We start from the raw sequence: 18585 nt of genomic DNA on the forward strand, positions 1-18585 counted from the left end.
TCGTGGGGCTGACGCGGCCGCAGCTCATGGAGGCACTTGCCCGCTTCGGCCTGCCCGAAAAGCAGCTTCGCATGCGCGCCGGGCAGATCTGGACCGGCCTCTATACGCGCGGCCTGACGAGCTTTGAGGGCATGACCGCACTTTCCAAGGATTTGCGCGCGGCGCTCGCGGAGGCTTTCGACATTTCGCGGCTGGAAGTCGTGACCGAACAGAAATCGGTCGATGGCACGCGCCAATGGCTGATCCGTCTTCCCTCGGGCGTGCCAAGCGTGCCGGGGCCGGAAATCGAGACGGTTTATATCCCCGAAGAAGGGCGCGGCACTCTCTGCATTTCGAGCCAGGTCGGCTGCACGCTCACCTGCACCTTCTGCCACACCGGCACGCAGAAACTCGTGCGCAACCTCACAGCGGGCGAGATTGTCGGCCAGCTTCTCGTCGCGCGGGATGCGCTGGGCGAATGGCCAGATTCAGGCCGCAACAATGATGACCGCCTCGTCACCAACATCGTGATGATGGGCATGGGCGAACCGCTCTACAACTTCGACAATGTGCGCGACGCGCTGGAAGTGATTTCCGATGGCGAAGGCCTCTCGCTCTCAAAGCGCCGCATCACGCTTTCAACATCGGGCGTCGTGCCGATGATCGAGAAGGCCGGTGAAGAGATCGGCTGCATGCTTGCAATCTCGCTCCATGCCGTGAATGACGAAACGCGCAATCGCCTCGTACCGCTCAACAAGAAATATCCGATCAGCGAATTGCTGGAGGCCTGCCGCAACTATCCCGGCCTCTCCAATGCACGCCGCATCACCTTTGAATATGTGATGCTGAAAGATGTGAACGATTCGATCGAGGATGCGAAGGAGCTTGTGCGCCTGCTGAAAGGCATTCCCGCCAAGATCAATCTCATTCCCTTCAACCCGTGGCCGGGCAGCCCTTATGAATGTTCGGACTGGGCGCAGATCGAAAAGTTTGCCGATTTCATCAATCGCGCGGGCTACGCAAGCCCCGTGCGCACACCGCGCGGCCGCGACATCATGGCCGCCTGCGGCCAGCTCAAAAGTGAAACGGTGAAAAAGCGCGCAAGCGAACGCTTCAAGCAGGAAGCGCAACCTTCCGCCTGACCGCTCGTTACCTCCGTGAACGGAGACATGCAATGAAAGCCGTCATCTATCGCTGGCGCGTAAAGCCGGAAGACGAAGACTACTTCACACGACGCTGGAACGAAATCACGCAAGACATCATGGCGCGTCATGGCGGCGGCGGTTCACGCTTGCACCGGGCGGAGAATGGCGAATTCGTCGCCTATGCGCGCTGGGCGAGCAAGGAAGATCGCGACCGCGCCTTTGCCGCCTATTCAGCCGACCCCGACCGCACCATTCCGCAGCGCGAAGGCAGGGCGGAACTCATCGAAGAAATCTGGCTCGATATTCTCGATGATCTTCTGATCCCCGAAGCCGATCTTCCGGTGCATTTCAGAAAGAGCTAGCGCCGCGCCCATTCAAGCGCTGCTTCCAGCCGGTCATTCCCCCAGAAGAGTTCGTCACCGACAAGAAAACTCGGCGCGCCGAAGACCCCGCGCGCAATGGCTTCTTCCGTCTGCGCCCTGAGCCTGTCCTTGTTTGCCTGTTCGCCGGAGCGCGCGAGAAGCGCCTGCGCATCAAGCCCGAGCGATCCAAGAATGTCGGCAAGCACGGCCTCGTCCGAAATATCTTTCTGCTCCGCGAAATTGGCGAGATAGACGCGGCGCGTGAACGCCGCCCCCCAATCCTCATCCTGACCGAGAAGCGCAAGCCGCGCGGCCTTCAATCCGTTTTGCGGAAAGCGCACCGGTTCTTTCAGCTGAAGCCCAGCCGCCTCGCAAATGCGCGCCATGTCGCGCCACATATATTTTCCCTTGGCGGGATAGATATTGAAGGGGCTGTCATTCCACCCTTGCGCGCCAAAGATCGGTGCGAGCAGGAAAGGCCGCCAGCAAAGCGTGACCCCCGCTTCCTTCGCCGCCGCTTCCACGCGCATCGCTGCGGGATAGGAATAGGTGCTCGCAAACTCGTACCAGAACTCGACCTGCATGGTACTCCTCCTAAACCTTTGTCACCGTATCAAGCTTCAGCGTCTCGGCGATCTCGCCAATCAGCGCAATGTCTTCCACAAAGGCGCGAATATGATCGCTGCGTCGGATATCCCGCCAGGGCGAAGGCTGCGAAAAATAACCGCGCCGCCCGTTGATGGCGAGAAGCAGTTTATCGCCGTCAAAGGCAGCTTCAATCGGCGCTTTCACCTTGTCTGCAAGCGCCACGAAACGCTCCATGAAGGCAGGCGTCAGCAGATAGCGCGCTTCGACCTGATCGCTCGAAAAAACTTCGAAGAGCTTTTCGAACCGCACATCCTCAAGCCGCACCCGCTCTCCCGGCACGCCTGCATGGCCGAGCGCATTGAACATGCCCTGGTCGCCGCGAAGGATCGTGCGGCCTGCAAAGCGCTTCGGGAAATGGTAGCGCGCAAGAAGTCCGCGAAAAACGAGATCATAGTCATCCCGCTTGTCGCGCCGCACCCGCCGCTCCAGCGTTGCCTCGGCAAGCGCGAAGGGAACGCCGCGCACTTCCCCCTCCACATGATCTTCAAGCGATCGGCGATCATGCGACGGCAACAGGCGGCACGCACCAAAGGCATCGAGAAAACCGGGCGGCACATCCGCCGAATAGCGATAGCCGAAATGATCGAAAATGCGCGCCGAAAGCGCGGCAGAAAAATCGCGGCTCCAGCGGGCGAGCGGCGTGGTGAGCAACACCCCGCCAGCCGCAAGCGCAGCGAAGGAGCCGAACTGCACAAGGCTGCCCATATCCCCCGTGGCGCCACCGAGAAAGCCGAAGACAAGCCCAGCCGCCCCGAGCGCCAGCACCGGCAAGCCGCGCGTCAGCGCCGCGCGGAGAACACGGCGGCGCTCCGCCTCGCCTTCCTCGATGAAGGGCGCGAGTTCCCGCTCGAAGAATCGCTCGAAGCCTTCCGCCGGCTCCGCCATCGCGGCCTCAGCCCATCAGCTTGTTGACATCAACAGGCTCGCGCGCCGCCGCCTCTTCCACCTCATAGAAGGGAAAGGGCTGCACATTGGCGATCCGGGCAATGAGGGAGCCGGGGAAAATCTCGACCGCATTGTTGAGCCGCGTCACCGCGGAATTGTAGAAGCGCCGCGCGGCGGCGATATTGCCTTCCACTTCCTCGAAGGTCGCCTGTGCCCGCGTCACCGTCTCGGCGGAACGCAGTTCGGGATAATTCTCTGCCACGGCAAAAAGCCGCAGCATCCCCACCTCCAGCGCGCGCGATGCCTCCAGATGGGCGGCAACCTCCGCCGGATCGTCCTTCGCATAGGGCGCTCCCACACGGGCGCGGAGCGCCGTCAGCCCCTCCAGCAGTTCCTTCTCATGGGCCATGAACTTCGCCGCCAGCGCCACGATGTTGGGCAGAAGGTCGAAACGCTTGCGAAGCTGGACATCAATGGACCCCATCGCCTCGCGCACATCATTGCGGCGGGTGATGAGGTTCACATACCAGCCATAGCCGCCCGCCAGCACCAGACCCAGCACGATGAGCACAATCGACAGATCCATGGCCCAATTCCCTTTCAGAAGCCCGATTCCGCGCGAATTATGGCAGCGAAACAGCCCTCCGTCGCGCCCGACGGCGCTCCCCTTGCCGCTGCCTTCGATTCCCCTATAGTGCGCCGCAAAATCGACCCTTCCATAAGGTGATGTCATGAGCGCCGACAAATCCGTCAAAAAGGTGGTCCTGGCCTATTCGGGCGGCCTCGATACCTCGATCATCCTGAAATGGCTTCAGGAGACCTATGAGTGCGAGGTGGTGACCTTTACAGCCGATCTCGGTCAGGGCGAGGAGCTGGAACCGGCCCGCCGCAAGGCCGAGATGCTGGGCATCAAGGAAATCTATATCGAGGACCTGCGCGAAACCTTCGTGCGCGACTATGTTTTCCCGATGTTCCGGGCAAACGCGCTTTATGAAGGCGTCTATCTGCTCGGCACCTCCATTGCCCGCCCGCTGATCGCCAAGCGCCAGATCGAGATTGCCGCCGAAACCGGCGCCGACGCCGTCTGCCACGGCGCAACCGGCAAGGGCAATGACCAGGTCCGCTTCGAGCTTGGCTATTACGCGCTCAACCCCGGCATCAAGGTGATCGCGCCCTGGCGCGAATGGGACCTGACCTCACGCACCAAGCTCATCGAGTTTGCCGAGAAGCACCAGATCCCCATCGCCAAGGACAAGCGCGGCGAAGCGCCCTTCTCGGTGGACGCGAACCTTCTTCACATCTCGGCCGAAGGCAAGGTGCTGGAGAACCCGGCCGAGGAAGCGCCCGAATATGTCTATTCGCGCTCCGTCTCGCCCGAGGAAGCCCCCGACACGCCGACCTATATCGAGATCGGTTTCGAAAAGGGCGACGCCGTCTCCATCAATGGCGAAAGGCTGAGCCCGGCCACGCTGCTGGCAAAGCTCAACCAGCTTGGCGGCGCAAACGGCATTGGCCGTCTCGACCTCGTTGAAAATCGCTATGTCGGCATGAAATCGCGCGGCGTCTATGAAACGCCGGGCGGCACGGTGCTGCTCGCCGCCCATCGCGGCATTGAATCGCTCACGCTTGATCGTGGCGCGGCCCATCTGAAGGATGAGCTGATGCCGCGCTATGCGGAGCTGATCTATAACGGTTTCTGGTGGAGCCCGGAGCGCGAGATGCTTCAGGCCCTGATCGACAAGAGCCAGGAAATGGTGACAGGCACAGTGCGCCTGAAACTCTACAAGGGCATGGCAACGGTTGTTGGCCGCTCCTCGCCCTACTCTCTCTACTCCGAAGCCCATGTCACCTTTGAAGATGACGCGGGCGCCTATGACCAGAAGGACGCCGAGGGCTTCATCAAGCTCAATGCGCTCCGCCTCCGCCTGCTTGCTGCCCGCGACAAGAAAGTATCCAAGTAATGCGTATAGATGCCATCTCCGTCGGAAAGAACCCGCCGGACGATATCAACGTGATTGTTGAAGTGCCGCATGGCGGCCATCCGGTTAAGTACGAACTCGACAAGGAGTCGGGAACGCTCTTCGTTGACCGTTTCATGCACACGGCCATGCAGTATCCCTGCAATTATGGCTTTGTGCCCCACACGCTGTCGGAAGATGGCGACCCGGTAGACGTGCTTGTTGTGAGCCGTATCCCGGTTGTGCCGGGTGCCGTCATTCGCTCACGCCCGATCGGTGTGCTGATGATGCATGACGAAGCAGGTCAGGATGAAAAGATCCTCGCCGTGCCGGTCGAGAAGCTCAATCCCTATTACAAGAATGTCCAGAACTACACGGACCTTCCTGAAATCCTCATCAAGCGGATCACCCATTTCTTCGAGCATTACAAGGATCTCGAAGACGGCAAATGGGTCAAGATTGGCGGCTGGCAGGACGCCGACGCCGCTCGCGAGCTGATCCGCAGGGGCGTTGAAGCCGCGAAGAAGGCTGGCTGAGGCTCAGGGTATCTGCCAGCGCGTTTCGACACCGAGAAGGTGGCCGGCTACCTCATGAACGAGGATCCGGCCACTATCTGAATTGCTCAGAACAACGACACCGCTGCGCCGGGCCGGTTCGATCACGAGCAGGCCCCGCATGCCTACGCGGTCACTCGGCTGCCAGACGGTGAGACCGTCCGCGCGTTCACGCGTCAGGAAGCCAAGCCCCGCGCCGATGACTTCGCCTTGCCCCGTGGCAACATCCACCCGCTCCGTCACCATGCGGGCGCGCGCATTCACACCGATCAGATCGCCATTGATGAAACTCGCGACGAACAGTCCGAGATCATGCGCGCTTGAGCGCAGCGACAGCGCGGCGTTGAAATCATCCCCGTCACGCGCAGGCAGCGGCACCTGCCACGACATGAAGAACAGGCTGAAGGCGACAACCACCGTGAAGGAGAAGGGGCTGAACGGTTCACGCCGTCGCCCGCGCGCAACCACACCATCCTGCCAGCCAAGCCCGATGACGAAGCGCGCATATTGCAGCGCCGCCGTGACGGCGAGCACGACCGCAATCCACACACCGAAATAGCCGATGGAAAAGAGGAGCGACCAACCGCCCTGCTGGTAATAGATGAGAAGGCCCGCAAGCAGCGGTGCCGCGACCGCCGCAGGCACCACGTCAAAGGGTTTCAGCTTCAGCCTCTGCAGCACGAAGCGGACAAACAACATGGTCGCCGCGAGCAACAACACGAAGATCAGAACCATTGGCCCTGCAAGTGCCATAATCGGCACCCAGAGCGCATCATGGCCGCGCGCCACTTCCCCCACCAGCGCTTCGGGAATGACATAGCCGGATGACGACATGCCGAGCGGCTGAAACAGCCTTTCGCGCATCAGCCGGTCAAAGGGCTTCTTCTCCACAACCGCCATTGCATGAGCGAGATAGACATAGCCCATGCCGGAATAGCGATAGTCCGTACCTGGCTTGAAGGAGACGGAACGCGACCCGATCCACACCCAGTTCGACAGGCCGGAGCGATGAGTGAGCACATGGCGCAGCGTGATGGCTTCCGATGCTTTCTTGTTCGGCACCCAATGAGATTGCAGCACACGCGACAGCGGCTCATCGAGCGGAAGCTTGCCTTCCGCCGCCATTGTCATGGCCGCATAGGCCTGAAGCGGAAAGCCGATGCCGCTCACTTCGAAAAGCGTATTGGCCGTGACCGGCTGGTCGCCGCTCGCATCAGCAACGCCATAGCCTTTTTCGAAAACGATCCTGCCATCGGAGACAACCGCAATCGCAACACCCGGCACGGAAAGCTGCTCCATTCGCCTTTCGATGAAATCATCAAGGGCGGCCACCATTTCTTCCTGCGGCCAGTCGAGCATGCCACCCGAATGATCATCAAGCGCGGCAGCGGGCAGCGAGAAAAACGTGAGAGCGAGCAACACGTCGGCAATCACCAGACGAAGCCGGTGCAGCGCGCGCTGCGGCATCCATGAAATATCCCCCACCCTCATCAGATAATTCCGTCCCCGTCTATCGGCATGCGCGGAATCTGGAAATTGAGACGCAGCGCATCAATCCGCTTGCGGATCGCCTCATCAAGCGGTCCGCGCGCTTCAGCATCCAGCACCGCGCGAAGCTCGGTGCGATTCTTGACGCCAAGAACCAGCGTATCAACACCCGGCATCTGAAGCGCATAGAGATGCGCGATCACAGCCGGGTCTTCATCAAGCTCCTTGCAGAGCGCACGGAAGGGGGCAGCCTTTGTGTAATCGCGATGGTCGGGATCATCAGCTGCGAGAAGCCGGTCAAAGGCAGCGGTAAGTGCGCCCGCCTGCACCGCGCGAATGCCCATCACACCGACATCATTGTTCTTCGCGGTGCGGATGATGTTGCGCGGCTCCGGCGGTTCGTCATACCGGCGCATGCCGCCTGCGGAATCGAGAATATTCGACACGGCCTGCACCACGGCAGGCTTCGGCTCGCCGCGCAGCACTTCCATGATGGTGCGGGGAAGCCCCGTGCCGGTGATCCCCCAATCGCCGATCAGCTCCTTTTCCTTCAGTCGCTCGAAAGCAGGAACCACTTCGGAAAAGAAGAGCGATTCCCGCACCGCGCCCGTCTCGATGAAGGAGGGGTCGTTCTCATACTCGTATTCATCCGGGCAGATATTCGAGTGAAGGAAGTAGAGATCAACCCGCTCGCGCTTCAGCGTGGCAAGGCTGCGCAGGAGTGACTTTTCCAGCCGCTCGGCCACTTCACCCGCATGACGCATCCCGATCATGCATTTCGTGGTGACGCGCAGATCAGACGGCCACTTGCCGTCAAAGGCTTCGCCCGCAACCGCTTCTGCCTCACCGCGCCCGTAAAGCGGTGCCAGATCGAGCAGCGTGATGCCGCGTTCCACCGCCTCGCGGATGGTCGCCACCGCTTCCCCGCGCGAGGTCTCACCCCAGACCTGCCCGAGCCCGCCGCCCCCGAGCGAGAGCGCGCTGACCGGCCAGAGCGTTCCGAGGCGCCTGATCTCCATGCGTCAGAAATCCTCCGGCAGCGCAACGCCTTCAGCCCGGCAGGCCGCAATCACCGTGTTGCGAAGAAGGCAGGCAACCGTCATCAGGCCGACGCCGCCGGGCACTGGCGTGATCGCGCCTGCGACTTCCGACACATCGGCAAAATCCACGTCACCCACGAGCTTCGTCTTGCCCTCGCCCTTCTCCGGCGCGGGCACGCGGTTGATGCCGACATCAATGACAATGGCGCCGGGCTTTACCCAGTCGCGCTTCACCATATTGGGCCGCCCGACCGCCGCCACGAGAATATCGGCTTCCCGCGCAATGGCAGGCAGATCCTTCGAGCGGCTATGCGCAATCGTGACCGTGCAGTTCTCGCGGAGCAGCAATTGTGCAATCGGCTTGCCGACAAGGTTCGAGCGGCCAATCACTACCGCATGCTTGCCCGCGAGATTGCCACCTGCCTTCTTCGCCATGATGAGGCAGCCTTCCGGCGTTGCAGGCACCATGGCGGGCAGCCCGCTTGCAAGCCGCCCAGCATTGAGCGGATGGAGACCATCCGCATCCTTGGCGGGGTCGATCGCATCAATCACATTCTGCTGCGAGATATGATCCGGCACGGGAAACTGCACAAGAAAGCCGTGAACTGCCGGATCGGCGTTCAGCTTGCGTACCTTGGCAAGCAGCTCGGCCTCGCTCGTCTCGGCGGGCAGGCGATATTCGAAGGAGTTCATGCCCGCTTCCACCGTCGCGAGCCCCTTGTTGCGGACATAGACCTCGCTTGCCGGATCATTGCCGACAAGGATCACAGCCAGGCCGGGGGTCAGCCCATGCTCTGCCTTGAGCCGCGCAACCTCGCTCGCCACGCGCGCGCGAAGCTCGCCCGAGAGGATTTTGCCGTCGATAAGGGAAGCCTTGGAAGAAGTCGTCATGAGGGCACCTCGTGGTCTGGATAGGGGTGCCCAGGCGAGCGGCGCATATGCCCTGCGCTCCACGGTGGTAGCCCACCTCAATCTCGCCAGTCACGCAAAGGCAGCGGCACTATAATAAGGACAGGCCCCATGCGGCAAGGCCGGCACCCCCTCAATTACCTCCGGTTGAGAGAGTATCGGCAAATGCCTCGAGCCTGACCACCAGTTCCTCCGGCTCGCCCGCCAGCATGACCAGCTTGTTGCGGCCCGTATCGCCCGAGATGATGGACAGGCTGGAGCGCGGCAGGTGAAGCGCCTTTGCGAGCAGCTTGATGACCGCCTCATTGGCCTTGCCCTTCTCGGCCACGGCCGCGACCCGCAGCTTCAGATGGGCCTCGCCGTTCGCATCCACGGCCCGCCCGTCGATCCGGTCGGCCCCGCCCCTGGGCGTCACCCGAAGCCGCACCGAGACACCCCCCGGCACGACGCGGAAAAACACGGCTCAGCCCTCCCTAGAAGCGCCCATAGCCAAGCAGCATGGGCACGTCATAGGTGAGGAAGTTCTGCAGAAAGACGAGCAGCAGAATGAGGAGAACCGGCGAAATATCGATCCCGCCCAGATTGGGCAAGATGTTGCGGATGGGCCGCAGCACCGGCTCGGTCAGCCGGTTGACCGTGTCCGCCACCAGATAAACAAAGCGGTTCTGCGGGTTCACCACATTGAAGGCGATGAGCCAGCTCAGCACCACGCCGATGATGATGACCCAGATATAGAGCTGGATCACGGTAACGATGAGGTTCAGAAGGGCAATCATGGGTGCTCGCCGTTTGTGATTCCTGTGTGGCCTTGCGGCTCACGCGGCAGGCCGAAGGGCGGCCCGGAAGAGGGTGCCGGAGGCCCGGCATTCATTTGACATGACTGACATGTAAAGGCCACGGGAGACGGGTTCAAGAAGAGGTTTGTGCCCGCTACGCTTCTCTTGACACCTCGCCCGCCGCCGCCTAATAAGCGGCTCCGGCGCATTTTTGCGCAGGCTCCGGGGCCGTAGCTCAGTTGGGAGAGCGCCTCGTTCGCAATGAGGAGGTCAGCGGTTCGATTCCGCTCGGCTCCACCATTCCCGGTAGCCCTGATACCCCCGCCCCCACCCAGAGATGGAAGGCGGCGGCCCCATCCTGAGGCCGCCTCACCCCTCACATGGCGCTGATGCCGCCATCGATCTTGATCTCGGCACCCGTGATGAATTTTGATTCGTCCGAGGCGAGATAGAGCACGCAATAGGCCACATCATCCGGCTCGCCCACAATGCCGAGCGGCACCTGCTTGGCGAGCTTGCGGACAAGTTCTTCCTTCGACATGCCACGCGCCATGCCGTCCAGAATAGGCGTGTCGATGAAGGTGGGATGGATGGAGTTCGAGCGGATGCGATAGCCACGCTTGGCGCAATGAAGCGCGACCGACTTCGACAGCAGCCACACGCCCGCCTTTGCCGCATTGTAGGCAGCCATGTTGTGACCCGCGATCAGGCCTGCAATCGACGATGTGTTGATGATCGAGCCGGGCGCATGCGGCACCATATAGGGGATCGCATATTTGCAGCCGAGAAAGACGGAATCGACATCGACCGCCTGCACTTTCTTGAAGGTCTCGAAATCGGTTTCCTCAACCGTTGTGCCGCCGCCGATGCCGGCATTATTGAAAAGCACATTGATGCCGCCCATCGCTTTGTTTGCCTCGGCAAGCGCATGTTTCCACTGATCTTCGCGCGTCACATCAAGGCCGACCGAGAAAGCCATGCCCGGCAGCTCATCATTGATTTCGGCGGCGACTTCCGCCGCGCCCTTTTCATTGATGTCGGCAAGCGTGACCTTTGCCCCTTCGCGCGCAAGCATGATGGCGGATGCCTTGCCAAGCCCCTGCGCGCCGCCCGTGATGAACGCCATCTTGCCTTCAACGCGGCCTTTTCTTTCTCTGGCCATGTAACCCTGTCCTTCTGATTGGTTTATTGAATCCCGTTGCCCGTCAGAGCATTGCCGTGTTTGTCGGCACGCCAAGCAGCAAGCGGCCCGTCAGCTCATATGTCGCATCAGACACCATCATATGCTGTGTTGCGACATGCACATCACGGAACTGCCGCTGAAGCGCCGATGACCGATAGACGGAGCTGCCGCCTGCGAGCGTGTACATTAGATCAACGGCCCGCACCGATGCGCGCACCGCATGGGTGGTTGCAAGCCGGATGTCGCGGCGATGCGCGACGGTGATCTCACCCTTCGCAGCCGCTGCCTCCCACGCCGCTTCGATCGCTTCCATGAGAAAGGCGCGCGCCGAACGTGTATGCGCTTCTGCTTCCGACACATCGAGATGCGCCTTGGCGCGCAGCGCCAGCGGCTTCGACGAGCCTTGCGGTGTCTTGCCGCCCGCAAGATCGATCAGCGTATCGATGGCACCGCGCGCAAGGCCGAGCGATACCGCCGCAATGCCGATGCCGAGCAGGCCGAAAGTCGGAAAGCAATAAAGCGGCTTCGCGGCAAGCGGCTTGTCGCTTACAAGGCTTACCGCGCGCGTGGCGGGCACGAAAACATCCTTCACTTCAAAATCCGTGCTGCCCGTGCCGCAAAGGCCCGTTACATCCCATGTGTCATGGAGATGCACATCTGCCGCCGGAAACATCATCATGCGGTTTTGCGGGATGCCTTCCGCTGCCATTTCAGGCTTTCCATCCTCACCGATGATGAGTGCCCCGCACGATATCCATGACGCATTGCGCGAGCCGGAGCCCCACTGCCAGCGCCCGCTGACGCGGTAGCCCGGTACACCGCCTTCCGTTGCCCGCACCGCCTTGCCGCGCGGCGCAAAAACGCCCGCCGTGATGACATGAGGATCTGCGAAAATGCGCCGCGCTTCGGCAGGCTCGAGAAAGCCCGACAACAGGCCGGATGTTGCGCCGATGAAAACACACCAGGCAGCAGAGCCGTCCGCCTGCGCGAGCCGCTCCACCGTTTTCACCAGCACAGCCGGATTGGCTTCAAGCCCGCCATATTCCGCAGGAATACAGAGCCGATAGAGGCCCGCCTCCGCAAAACGCGCCGCAATGTCCTGCGGCAGAAAGCGGTTTGCCTCTATCTCCGCCGCGCGGCGCGCAATTTCCTCTGCAAAGCCGTCTGCTGCCGCAACCGGGTCCAGCTTTTCCATCTCCCTTGCCGCCATGCGGCCCTCCCGCTTCGAATTTGGCCCCTCAGGCACCGAGTTTCAGACGGTTCGCGATATTGTTCTTCTGCATGGAGGATGAACCGCCAACAATGGGCAGGCTCACCGCATCGCGCATATAGCGTTCCATATCCATCTGGTCGGAAAGCCCATAGGCACCGGTGACACGCAGGCACATTTGCGTCACCTCCGCCGCGCCCTCGCAACAGAAAAGTTTCGCCATCGATGTTTCAACCGAACAGGGCCGCCCCTGATCGGCAAGCCAGGCGGCGCTGTAAAGCATGAGCCGCATGGCGCGTACTTTCGTTTGCGCTTCGGCAAGCGTATGGCGAATGGCCTGATGTTCGGCAATGGCGCGGCCAAACTGCACGCGCTCTTCTGCATAGCTCCAGGCGTCCGCAAGCGCGGCCTCCGCAAGCCCGAGGGCGCAGGCGGAAAGTTCCAGTTTCTCGACTTCCAGCGCGCGGCCCGCAAGCTGCGACCAGCCCTTGTTCCACATCGCCTCCCCGCCAAGAATATTCGAGACAGGAACGCGCACATCCTCGAAGGTGACATCCTTCGTTTCCACCCCGCGTATGCCGAGATGGCCAAGCGGTGTGATAGTGATACCGGGCAGTTTTGGTGGCACGAGCACGATGCTCAGATTGCGATATTTCTCTTCCTTCGGCCCGCTGCGCAGCAGACAGAAAATATAGTCGGCAATATGCGCGCCTGTGCACCAGCGCTTCGTGCCATTGATGACGAGTTCATCACCCTCGCGCCGCGCCGTGGTTTCGACCATGGCAAGGTCGCCGCCGACATTCGGCTCCGACAGCCCGTAGGCAAAGAGCAAATTGCCCGCCGCAACTTTCGGCAGGAGTTCCTGCTTCTGTTCCTCGCTCGCGCTTTCACCGAGATTCATGCCTGCATAGCAGACGGCCATGATGTAGGGGCAGGCAACCGCGACAGAGCGTTTCGCGATTTCCTCGATTACCGCCATGGTGGCGTAAATATCGACGCCCGCGCCGCCATAGCGCTCTTCCACGGTGAGGCCCATCATCCCCATGGCGCCGAGCTTCGCCATCACCTCGGCGGGATAGATATTGCCGCGATCCCATTCCCGCGCTTTTGCGCGCGGCATTTCGGCTTCGACAAAGCGGCGCGTTGTCTCGCGCAGCATGCGGACATGTTCCGGTTCATCAAAATTGAGCGGCTGGTCTGTCATCGAGAATCCGCCCTCACTCATCGACCGGTAAAGACGGGTTTGCGCTTTTCAAGAAAGGCGTGCACCGCTTCCTTGTGGTCTTCCGTGGTGAAGGTCAGCATCTCATAGCCGATCGATGTATCGAGGATCGAATGGGCGAGTTGCTTGAGACCGATATTCACCGACACCTTGGAATATTTGATCGCCTGTATGGCGCCGCCTGCGAGCCTTTCGGCAAAGGCCTCAACGCGCTGATCAAGCTCGTCATCAGAGACAACATGATTGACGAGGCCGATCCGTTCCGCCTCTGCGGCTGGCACGGGATCACCCGTCATCAGATATTCCTTTGCCCGCGCATAGCCGACAAGCTGCGGCCAGATGATTGCGCCACCATCACCCGCGACAATACCGGCCCGCACATGTGGGTCTGCAAAGCGCGCACTGCTTCCGGCAAAGATGACATCGCACATCAGCGCGAGCGTTGCACCAAGCCCCACCGCGGGGCCGCGCACCTTGGCAATGATCGGCTTCTCGAGATCAAGCAGCGAAAAGACGATGCGCTTTGCTTCGGCGGCATCCGGCCCCTTTTCGCCATTTTCAAAGCCGCGCTTCATCCAGTTGAGATCGCCGCCTGCGGAGAAGGCATTGCCTTCCCCCGTCAGCACGATCACATCGGAGAGCGGATCATCCGCCGCATCGAGAAAGATGCGGGAAAGTTCGCGGTGCATCTCCCCATCCACCGCGTTCATCAGCGCCGGATTGCTGAGCGCAAGCGTCAGCACTCGGCCCTTGCGGCTCGCCTTGATGCGTTTATAGCCACTGAAATCGACGCCCTCCGCCATGGCCTCCTCCCCGCTTATATGTGTTGTTTCGGTGATTGTGACCTGCCCTTTCTGCAAAGGAAAGAGCCCCGGCGGGTGGTCCGCCGGGGCTCTTGATCACATCGAAAGTGTGAGGGATCAGCCTTCGCTGTCAGCGGGCTTCGATGTCACACGGGCACCCACCTGCTCGCGGGCGGCATCGACATCATCCGGCATCAGCTTTGCGCCCGGCTCACCAAAGACAACGATCTGTCCTTCGGGGCCATCCGTCACGGCTGCATAGCCGAGGCGGTCAGCGCGCGTGACTTCCACGAAGTTCCGGCCGTAATCCTCGCTATAGCCGACATAGCCCTGCAGGCCGACAAGCACGACCTTGCCGCTGCCAAGCTGCACGCCACCGGCGATGGATTTGTCCGTACCCGTATTGACAGGCTCCCAGGTCTGGCCGTTATCGGCGGAGCGGAACGCGTTGCCACGCATGCCAAACACCATCACGCTGCCATCTTTCATACCGAAGCCGCCCCAGAAGGATCCTTCATACTGCGTCTGGATGCGCTCGAAGCTCTGGCCGTTGTCGGTGGAGCGATAGACAACACCGAACTCGGCAGCCACATAGAGGTCGCCATTGTTGGCGGCGAAGAGCTTGTTCAGATGGAAGTCATCGGAAACGTCTTCGCTGAGCGGACGCTCTTCCCAGGTGTCACCGCCATCATTCGTTTCGACGATGAAGGAGAAGGCGCCCATCGCAAGGCCGCGCTGCTCATTCTCGAAATAGACCGTCATGAAGGCCATTTCGGATTCGGTGTCATTGTAGATGAGTTCCCAGTTCTCACCGGCATCAGTCGTGCGCAGGATGGTCGCGTCATGACCTACGGCAAAACCGATATCCTCGCCGATAAAGGTCACACCAGTCAGCGTTGCCTGTGTCGGCACGGAAGTGGCCTGACGCCAGGTTGCGCCGCGGTCATCGGAAAGCACGACATGGCCGAATTCGCCAACCGCGACCAGCCGGTCGCCGGCATAGGTGGCATCGAGAAGAAGCGACTCTGCCGCAAGCTTGGAAGCCATCGCATATTCAGGCGCACCTTCGGCAGCGTCCTGAGCAGCGGCCGGCAGCGCGAGCGGCCCGAAGGAAAGCGCCAGCGCGCCAAAGGCGGCGAGCGAAAGAGACTGAAGGCGCTGCGCCCAGCGCGAAACGACGGGAAAAAGAGACGAAGACATAAAACGAAGCTCCTGCACTCGGGCATTTTTGCCGCTGCGGTTTGCCGGGTCCGTAGGCCGGAGCGTCCCGGGGCCGGGGCGGCGATCCCCCTGTTTTGCTGTTTTTATAACGGCTTTTCGTTCTTATAGCGCATTTTTTCCGGCGCGTCTGCAAATCGACTCATTCCGGGGCAGAGAGACTCTTCGGGGCCCCTGCGGATTCCTGCCATGTCAGGGGACTTTCCGGTTTCGGCCCGGCTCGCCCCTCGCCCTCCCGGCTTTCTGCCGGCCCGGCAGTTGCGATGGTTAATTCGCAGAGCCTCAAAAGCGGAAGGCCGGGCCTGTTTCCAGGTCCGGCCTCCAATCCTTGCTTACCGCCTTTTAGCGGACGCCGAGCTGACGGATCGCGTTCGGCGTGTAGCGCGAGGGGTCAAGCTCGTCGGCGAAGTAGTTCACCGGCGGCTCTTCGTTCTGCAGTGCGAGCGCGAGATAGCGGCCGGCCTGCAGGTCATAGACGATTTCGCCCGCGGAGCCGCAGAGCGGCACGTTGTAGCGCTGGATCTGATGCAGTTCCTGCATACGCCAGAGCTGGCCACGGCCGTCATAGAGTTCCACCGCAGCAACCTGCCATGCGTCTTCGTCATTGTGATAGACGCGGCGCGAGTACACGTGGCGGGTGTTCGGACGAAGCGTGGCTTCGAATTCCCACACGCGGCGCTTCTCGTAACGCACCTTGTCCTGGTTGAGGTGCATCGCCTGCAGGTATTCCTTGTACGGAGTGGCTTCGCCATCATAGGCGTTGGCCGAGATCAGGCGCACATTCTTGCCAAGCACGGACCAGTCGTAGCGGTCGGGCGCACCGTTGAAGCCGTCGAAAGCGTCAGAGGTGGACAGACCATCCGAGTTCGTGCCCGGGTTGTCGTAGGAGATGTTCGGCGCACGGCGCACACGGCGGGTGCCGGGGCTGTACTGCCAGGCCTGACGCGGCTGGACCTGAGCGTTCAGCGCTTCATACACCAGGATCACGTTACCCGCAGCACGCGCCGGGGCGATGGTGTTCGCGATGTAGTAGAGCGAGATGTTGTTCAGATCCTCGGCGCGCTTGGCGGCGGGGTCCGACCACTGAAGGATCGCTTCGTCCTGCACGATCTGGAGCGTGTAGTCACCACCACGGGTAACCGGCGCCGCCGCGAACTGACGCACCACCTTGAAGGCGCGGTAGCGCAGGGCGTGGTTCCAGATCATTTCGAGAGCGTTATTCGCAATCGGGAAGGGCGAGCCGAAAATGGCTTCGCTGATGCCCGAGCCGCCGCCGACGAGTTCGCCGACCGCTGCGTTGCGCTTGTTGGCTTCGTAGAAGCGGTCCGGGAACGCGCAGCTGCGGCGCGTTTCATAGACGTTCATCTTGTACGAAGGATAGGTCTTCAGCATCGCCTTGTAGCCAGGGGTCAGTATGTCGTCATACTGAGCCATGTTCTGGGCGGTGACTGTGAACTTGATGGGATCCCCGGCGAAGGGATTGGCGAGCTTCTGGCCCGGGGCATAGCTCACATTGCTCGGAACGGTCTGCAGACCGCCCGTCCAGGCGGGGATATCACCCTCGCCGGCCTTTTCCGAGCCCATCGGGGTCAGATCGTTCCCCAGACGATTTACCTGGGCTTCCGGAACCTTGGCCAGCGCGCTGGTGGCAATGGCGCTGATCGCAAGGGCGGACACCAAAAAGGTCGTCCTTTTCATATATAGTCCCTCCACTGGATTTCTTCTGGGCAGTCGGCGCGCATGCTTTTCATGTTTATTGCAGGCGCACCGAGGCCGGTTTCCCCGCCTTGATCAAAACCGATGATAGCAAATTGCTTTCCCGGCGCAAACGACATCAAGCCGAATCTGTGACTTCGAAGCCGCTATTACGCTCGATTTTCAGCCTGTTTCACGCTTGTTTTCATTAAATCTTTTTAATGTGCTCCTGCGCAGCACGAAGAAGCACGTCAACCACAATATTCCGTGCACAGATTATTTGTGGGTCAAGCACGTCTCTGGTGCAGCGCAGCATTCTCCAACGCGGATATTAACGCTGCTTCATCAAAGAGAAAGGCCCGGCAGCCGAAGCTGCCGGGCCCTCATGTCGCGTCACGCGTTTCTGAGAGATCAGAAGGCGTAGGAGACAGTCGCCGTCACGAAGTCCTTGTCGGCACCGAAGTTGCGGTAAGCATTGCCGAAGGAGTTCGTGTACTGAAGGTTGGCGCGCCAGACGTTCCGCAGATTGGCGGTGACGCCAAGGGAGACGGTCTTGCGGCCTTCAACGAAGCCCGGGCCGACCGGACCGGCGGAGTAGCCGGTCACGTCATGCGCCCACTGGATGCTCGGAGAAAGCGTCCAGGCGGTGCCGAAGGCGTTGTTGTAGTCAACCGTGGTCGCAAGGCGGTAGCCAGACGAGAAGCTGTCGGCGTACTGCGGAATGCAAGCACCCGGAACCTGGCAGCCCGCATTGCCGAGAATGGCATTGGTGAGACCACCGCCATCCGGGTTGACAGCCGCCGAGCGGGGCACGGCATAGCGGTTGGTCGCGTTCTCAAGGCTCGGGATGTACTGGAAGCCCGCATTGAAAATGAGAACCATGAGATCGCCACCCGTCATGGCAACCATCGGGTCGGAGGCGCTGAGCGTGGAGATCATGCCGATCTGACCCGTCAGCGATTTTTCAAATTGGTAACCCTGGATTGTTGCACCCGGGCCGGTCGGGGCGACAGCACCCGCCTGACAAGCGTCCGTGATAAGGCCACCCGTCGCATAAGCCGGAACACCAGCCGCATTCAGATCGTGACAGTTGATGTTCACGTCGTTGAGCGCGAAGGGCATGTCAGGCGTGTAGTTGAGTTCGCCGGACAGAGCCGAACCGCCAAGCAGCGGAACAGTCGTGTTGAAGCTGAAGCCGTACGAGTCGACATCGTTCACATACTGGGTCAGATACCGCTTCGTGTTTGCAGCCCCGAGGAATCCGAGCTGGAAGTCCGAGATGCCCAGGGCCTGAGCGGTAGGATGGTTTGCCGCCGCTGCAGTGCTACAAGTACCGAAACCAACGGGGGTTGCCGCGTGACCAAGTGCGCCGCAGTATGCCACCGCTGTCGGGAAACCTGTTGCAGCATTGAAGTCACTGCGCGTGAAGGTACCTACCGGAGCCGTCAGGCTCTGGCGCACAAAGTAGAGGCCGAGGTCGGTGCCTTCGCCGAGCCAGTCAGCATAATGC

Annotated in this window: 19 protein-coding genes, 1 tRNA gene and 1 riboswitch; of the genes, 5 read left to right on the forward strand and 15 right to left on the reverse strand. The window is 61.0% G+C overall.

Annotated features, from left to right (window positions below):
• Window positions 1-2 precede the first annotated feature (2 nt).
• Entirely contained in the window at window positions 3-1121 is a 1119-nt protein-coding gene (gene rlmN / locus WBF74_RS11945) for a 23S rRNA (adenine(2503)-C(2))-methyltransferase RlmN (RefSeq protein ID WP_424440073.1), read from the forward strand.
• 32 nt (window positions 1122-1153) lie between these two features.
• Entirely contained in the window at window positions 1154-1486 is a 333-nt protein-coding gene (locus WBF74_RS11950; RefSeq protein WP_424440076.1) for an antibiotic biosynthesis monooxygenase family protein, read from the forward strand.
• Here the strand turns inward: WBF74_RS11950 and WBF74_RS11955 are convergent.
• From WBF74_RS11955 to WBF74_RS11965, 3 genes are read right to left on the reverse strand one after another with little or no spacing between them, the layout of a single operon-like run.
• Entirely contained in the window at window positions 1483-2070 is a 588-nt protein-coding gene (locus tag WBF74_RS11955) for a 2-hydroxychromene-2-carboxylate isomerase (protein WP_424440080.1), read from the reverse strand. The genes WBF74_RS11950 and WBF74_RS11955 overlap by 4 nt on opposite strands.
• A gap of 10 nt (window positions 2071-2080) precedes the next feature.
• Entirely contained in the window at window positions 2081-3019 is a 939-nt protein-coding gene (locus tag WBF74_RS11960; protein WP_424440083.1) for a DUF3137 domain-containing protein, read from the reverse strand.
• Between the two features lie 7 nt (window positions 3020-3026).
• Entirely contained in the window at window positions 3027-3605 is a 579-nt protein-coding gene (locus WBF74_RS11965; protein ID WP_424440086.1) for a LemA family protein, read from the reverse strand.
• A 145-nt stretch (window positions 3606-3750) separates the two neighbouring features.
• Between WBF74_RS11965 and WBF74_RS11970 the strand changes: the two genes are divergently transcribed.
• Window positions 3751-4980 carry an argininosuccinate synthase gene (locus tag WBF74_RS11970; protein WP_424440088.1) on the forward strand — a complete coding sequence of 410 codons (1230 nt, stop codon included), beginning with the start codon at window positions 3751-3753 and terminating at the stop codon, window positions 4978-4980.
• On the forward strand, window positions 4980-5513 hold the full coding sequence (gene ppa / locus WBF74_RS11975) for an inorganic diphosphatase (RefSeq protein WP_424440091.1): 534 nt from the start codon (window positions 4980-4982) through the stop codon (window positions 5511-5513). The genes WBF74_RS11970 and ppa overlap by 1 nt, the downstream gene beginning before the upstream one ends.
• Window positions 5514-5516: 3 nt before the next feature.
• On the opposite strand, the gene WBF74_RS11980 is transcribed toward ppa, so the two are convergent.
• The 5 genes from WBF74_RS11980 to WBF74_RS12000 all read right to left on the reverse strand — a co-directional run bounded on the left by WBF74_RS11980 (window position 5517) and on the right by WBF74_RS12000 (window position 9744).
• Entirely contained in the window at window positions 5517-7022 is a 1506-nt protein-coding gene (locus WBF74_RS11980) for a serine hydrolase domain-containing protein (protein WP_424440094.1), read from the reverse strand.
• Window positions 7022-8038 carry an aldo/keto reductase gene (locus tag WBF74_RS11985; RefSeq protein ID WP_424440097.1) on the reverse strand — a complete coding sequence of 339 codons (1017 nt, stop codon included), beginning with the start codon at window positions 8036-8038 and terminating at the stop codon, window positions 7022-7024. The genes WBF74_RS11980 and WBF74_RS11985 overlap by 1 nt, the downstream gene beginning before the upstream one ends.
• A 3-nt stretch (window positions 8039-8041) precedes the next feature.
• Complete coding sequence (gene folD, locus WBF74_RS11990) at window positions 8042-8950, reverse strand: bifunctional methylenetetrahydrofolate dehydrogenase/methenyltetrahydrofolate cyclohydrolase FolD (RefSeq protein WP_424440100.1); 909 nt, start codon at window positions 8948-8950, stop codon at window positions 8042-8044.
• 21 nt (window positions 8951-8971) lie between these two features.
• Window positions 8972-9054, reverse strand: a riboswitch (ZMP/ZTP riboswitch).
• Between the two features lie 47 nt (window positions 9055-9101).
• Window positions 9102-9428 (reverse strand): DUF167 family protein, encoded by a 327-nt coding sequence (locus tag WBF74_RS11995; protein ID WP_424440103.1) that lies wholly within the window; start codon window positions 9426-9428, stop codon window positions 9102-9104.
• 13 nt (window positions 9429-9441) lie between these two features.
• Window positions 9442-9744 (reverse strand): YggT family protein, encoded by a 303-nt coding sequence (locus tag WBF74_RS12000; RefSeq protein WP_424440106.1) that lies wholly within the window; start codon window positions 9742-9744, stop codon window positions 9442-9444.
• Between the two features lie 224 nt (window positions 9745-9968).
• Between WBF74_RS12000 and WBF74_RS12005 the strand changes: the two genes are divergently transcribed.
• Window positions 9969-10044 (forward strand) — tRNA-Ala (locus WBF74_RS12005).
• A gap of 76 nt (window positions 10045-10120) precedes the next feature.
• Here the strand turns inward: WBF74_RS12005 and WBF74_RS12010 are convergent.
• From WBF74_RS12010 to WBF74_RS12040, 7 genes are all read right to left on the reverse strand, one after another.
• Complete coding sequence (locus WBF74_RS12010) at window positions 10121-10906, reverse strand: SDR family oxidoreductase (protein WP_424440109.1); 786 nt, start codon at window positions 10904-10906, stop codon at window positions 10121-10123.
• Between the two features lie 43 nt (window positions 10907-10949).
• Entirely contained in the window at window positions 10950-12137 is a 1188-nt protein-coding gene (locus WBF74_RS12015) for an acyl-CoA dehydrogenase family protein (protein ID WP_424440112.1), read from the reverse strand.
• A gap of 28 nt (window positions 12138-12165) precedes the next feature.
• Complete coding sequence (locus tag WBF74_RS12020; RefSeq protein WP_424440115.1) at window positions 12166-13341, reverse strand: acyl-CoA dehydrogenase family protein; 1176 nt, start codon at window positions 13339-13341, stop codon at window positions 12166-12168.
• A gap of 17 nt (window positions 13342-13358) precedes the next feature.
• Window positions 13359-14162, reverse strand: a complete 804-nt coding sequence (locus WBF74_RS12025) for an enoyl-CoA hydratase/isomerase family protein (RefSeq protein WP_424440118.1) — start codon at window positions 14160-14162, stop codon at window positions 13359-13361.
• A 117-nt stretch (window positions 14163-14279) separates the two neighbouring features.
• Complete coding sequence (locus tag WBF74_RS12030) at window positions 14280-15362, reverse strand: WD40/YVTN/BNR-like repeat-containing protein (RefSeq protein WP_424440121.1); 1083 nt, start codon at window positions 15360-15362, stop codon at window positions 14280-14282.
• A 360-nt stretch (window positions 15363-15722) separates the two neighbouring features.
• Complete coding sequence (locus WBF74_RS12035) at window positions 15723-17078, reverse strand: DUF1329 domain-containing protein (protein WP_424440124.1); 1356 nt, start codon at window positions 17076-17078, stop codon at window positions 15723-15725.
• 408 nt (window positions 17079-17486) lie between these two features.
• On the reverse strand, window positions 17487-18585 hold a 1099-nt coding region (locus tag WBF74_RS12040; protein WP_424440127.1), incomplete at its 5' end, for a DUF1302 family protein.

Source organism: Parvibaculum sp., assembly GCF_049672805.1.
Classification (GTDB): domain Bacteria; phylum Pseudomonadota; class Alphaproteobacteria; order Parvibaculales; family Parvibaculaceae; genus Parvibaculum.

Excerpts from the sequence above, each read along its gene's own strand:
- WBF74_RS12010 (WP_424440109.1), bottom strand. The coding sequence starts at position 10,906 with ATGGCCAGAGAAAGAAAAGGCCGCGTTGAAGGCAAGATGGCGTTCATC.
- WBF74_RS12030 (WP_424440121.1), bottom strand. The coding sequence starts at position 15,362 with ATGTCTTCGTCTCTTTTTCCCGTCGTTTCGCGCTGGGCGCAGCGCCTT.
- folD (WP_424440100.1), bottom strand. The coding sequence starts at position 8,950 with ATGACGACTTCTTCCAAGGCTTCCCTTATCGACGGCAAAATCCTCTCG.
- WBF74_RS12035 (WP_424440124.1), bottom strand. The coding sequence starts at position 17,078 with ATGAAAAGGACGACCTTTTTGGTGTCCGCCCTTGCGATCAGCGCCATT.
- WBF74_RS11970 (WP_424440088.1), top strand. The coding sequence starts at position 3,751 with ATGAGCGCCGACAAATCCGTCAAAAAGGTGGTCCTGGCCTATTCGGGC.
- ppa (WP_424440091.1), top strand. The coding sequence starts at position 4,980 with ATGCGTATAGATGCCATCTCCGTCGGAAAGAACCCGCCGGACGATATC.
- WBF74_RS11955 (WP_424440080.1), bottom strand. The coding sequence starts at position 2,070 with ATGCAGGTCGAGTTCTGGTACGAGTTTGCGAGCACCTATTCCTATCCC.
- WBF74_RS12000 (WP_424440106.1), bottom strand. The coding sequence starts at position 9,744 with ATGATTGCCCTTCTGAACCTCATCGTTACCGTGATCCAGCTCTATATC.
- WBF74_RS11980 (WP_424440094.1), bottom strand. The coding sequence starts at position 7,022 with ATGAGGGTGGGGGATATTTCATGGATGCCGCAGCGCGCGCTGCACCGG.
- WBF74_RS12020 (WP_424440115.1), bottom strand. The coding sequence starts at position 13,341 with ATGACAGACCAGCCGCTCAATTTTGATGAACCGGAACATGTCCGCATG.
- WBF74_RS12025 (WP_424440118.1), bottom strand. The coding sequence starts at position 14,162 with ATGGCGGAGGGCGTCGATTTCAGTGGCTATAAACGCATCAAGGCGAGC.
- WBF74_RS11985 (WP_424440097.1), bottom strand. The coding sequence starts at position 8,038 with ATGGAGATCAGGCGCCTCGGAACGCTCTGGCCGGTCAGCGCGCTCTCG.
- WBF74_RS11960 (WP_424440083.1), bottom strand. The coding sequence starts at position 3,019 with ATGGCGGAGCCGGCGGAAGGCTTCGAGCGATTCTTCGAGCGGGAACTC.
- WBF74_RS12015 (WP_424440112.1), bottom strand. The coding sequence starts at position 12,137 with ATGGCGGCAAGGGAGATGGAAAAGCTGGACCCGGTTGCGGCAGCAGAC.
- WBF74_RS11950 (WP_424440076.1), top strand. The coding sequence starts at position 1,154 with ATGAAAGCCGTCATCTATCGCTGGCGCGTAAAGCCGGAAGACGAAGAC.
- WBF74_RS11965 (WP_424440086.1), bottom strand. The coding sequence starts at position 3,605 with ATGGATCTGTCGATTGTGCTCATCGTGCTGGGTCTGGTGCTGGCGGGC.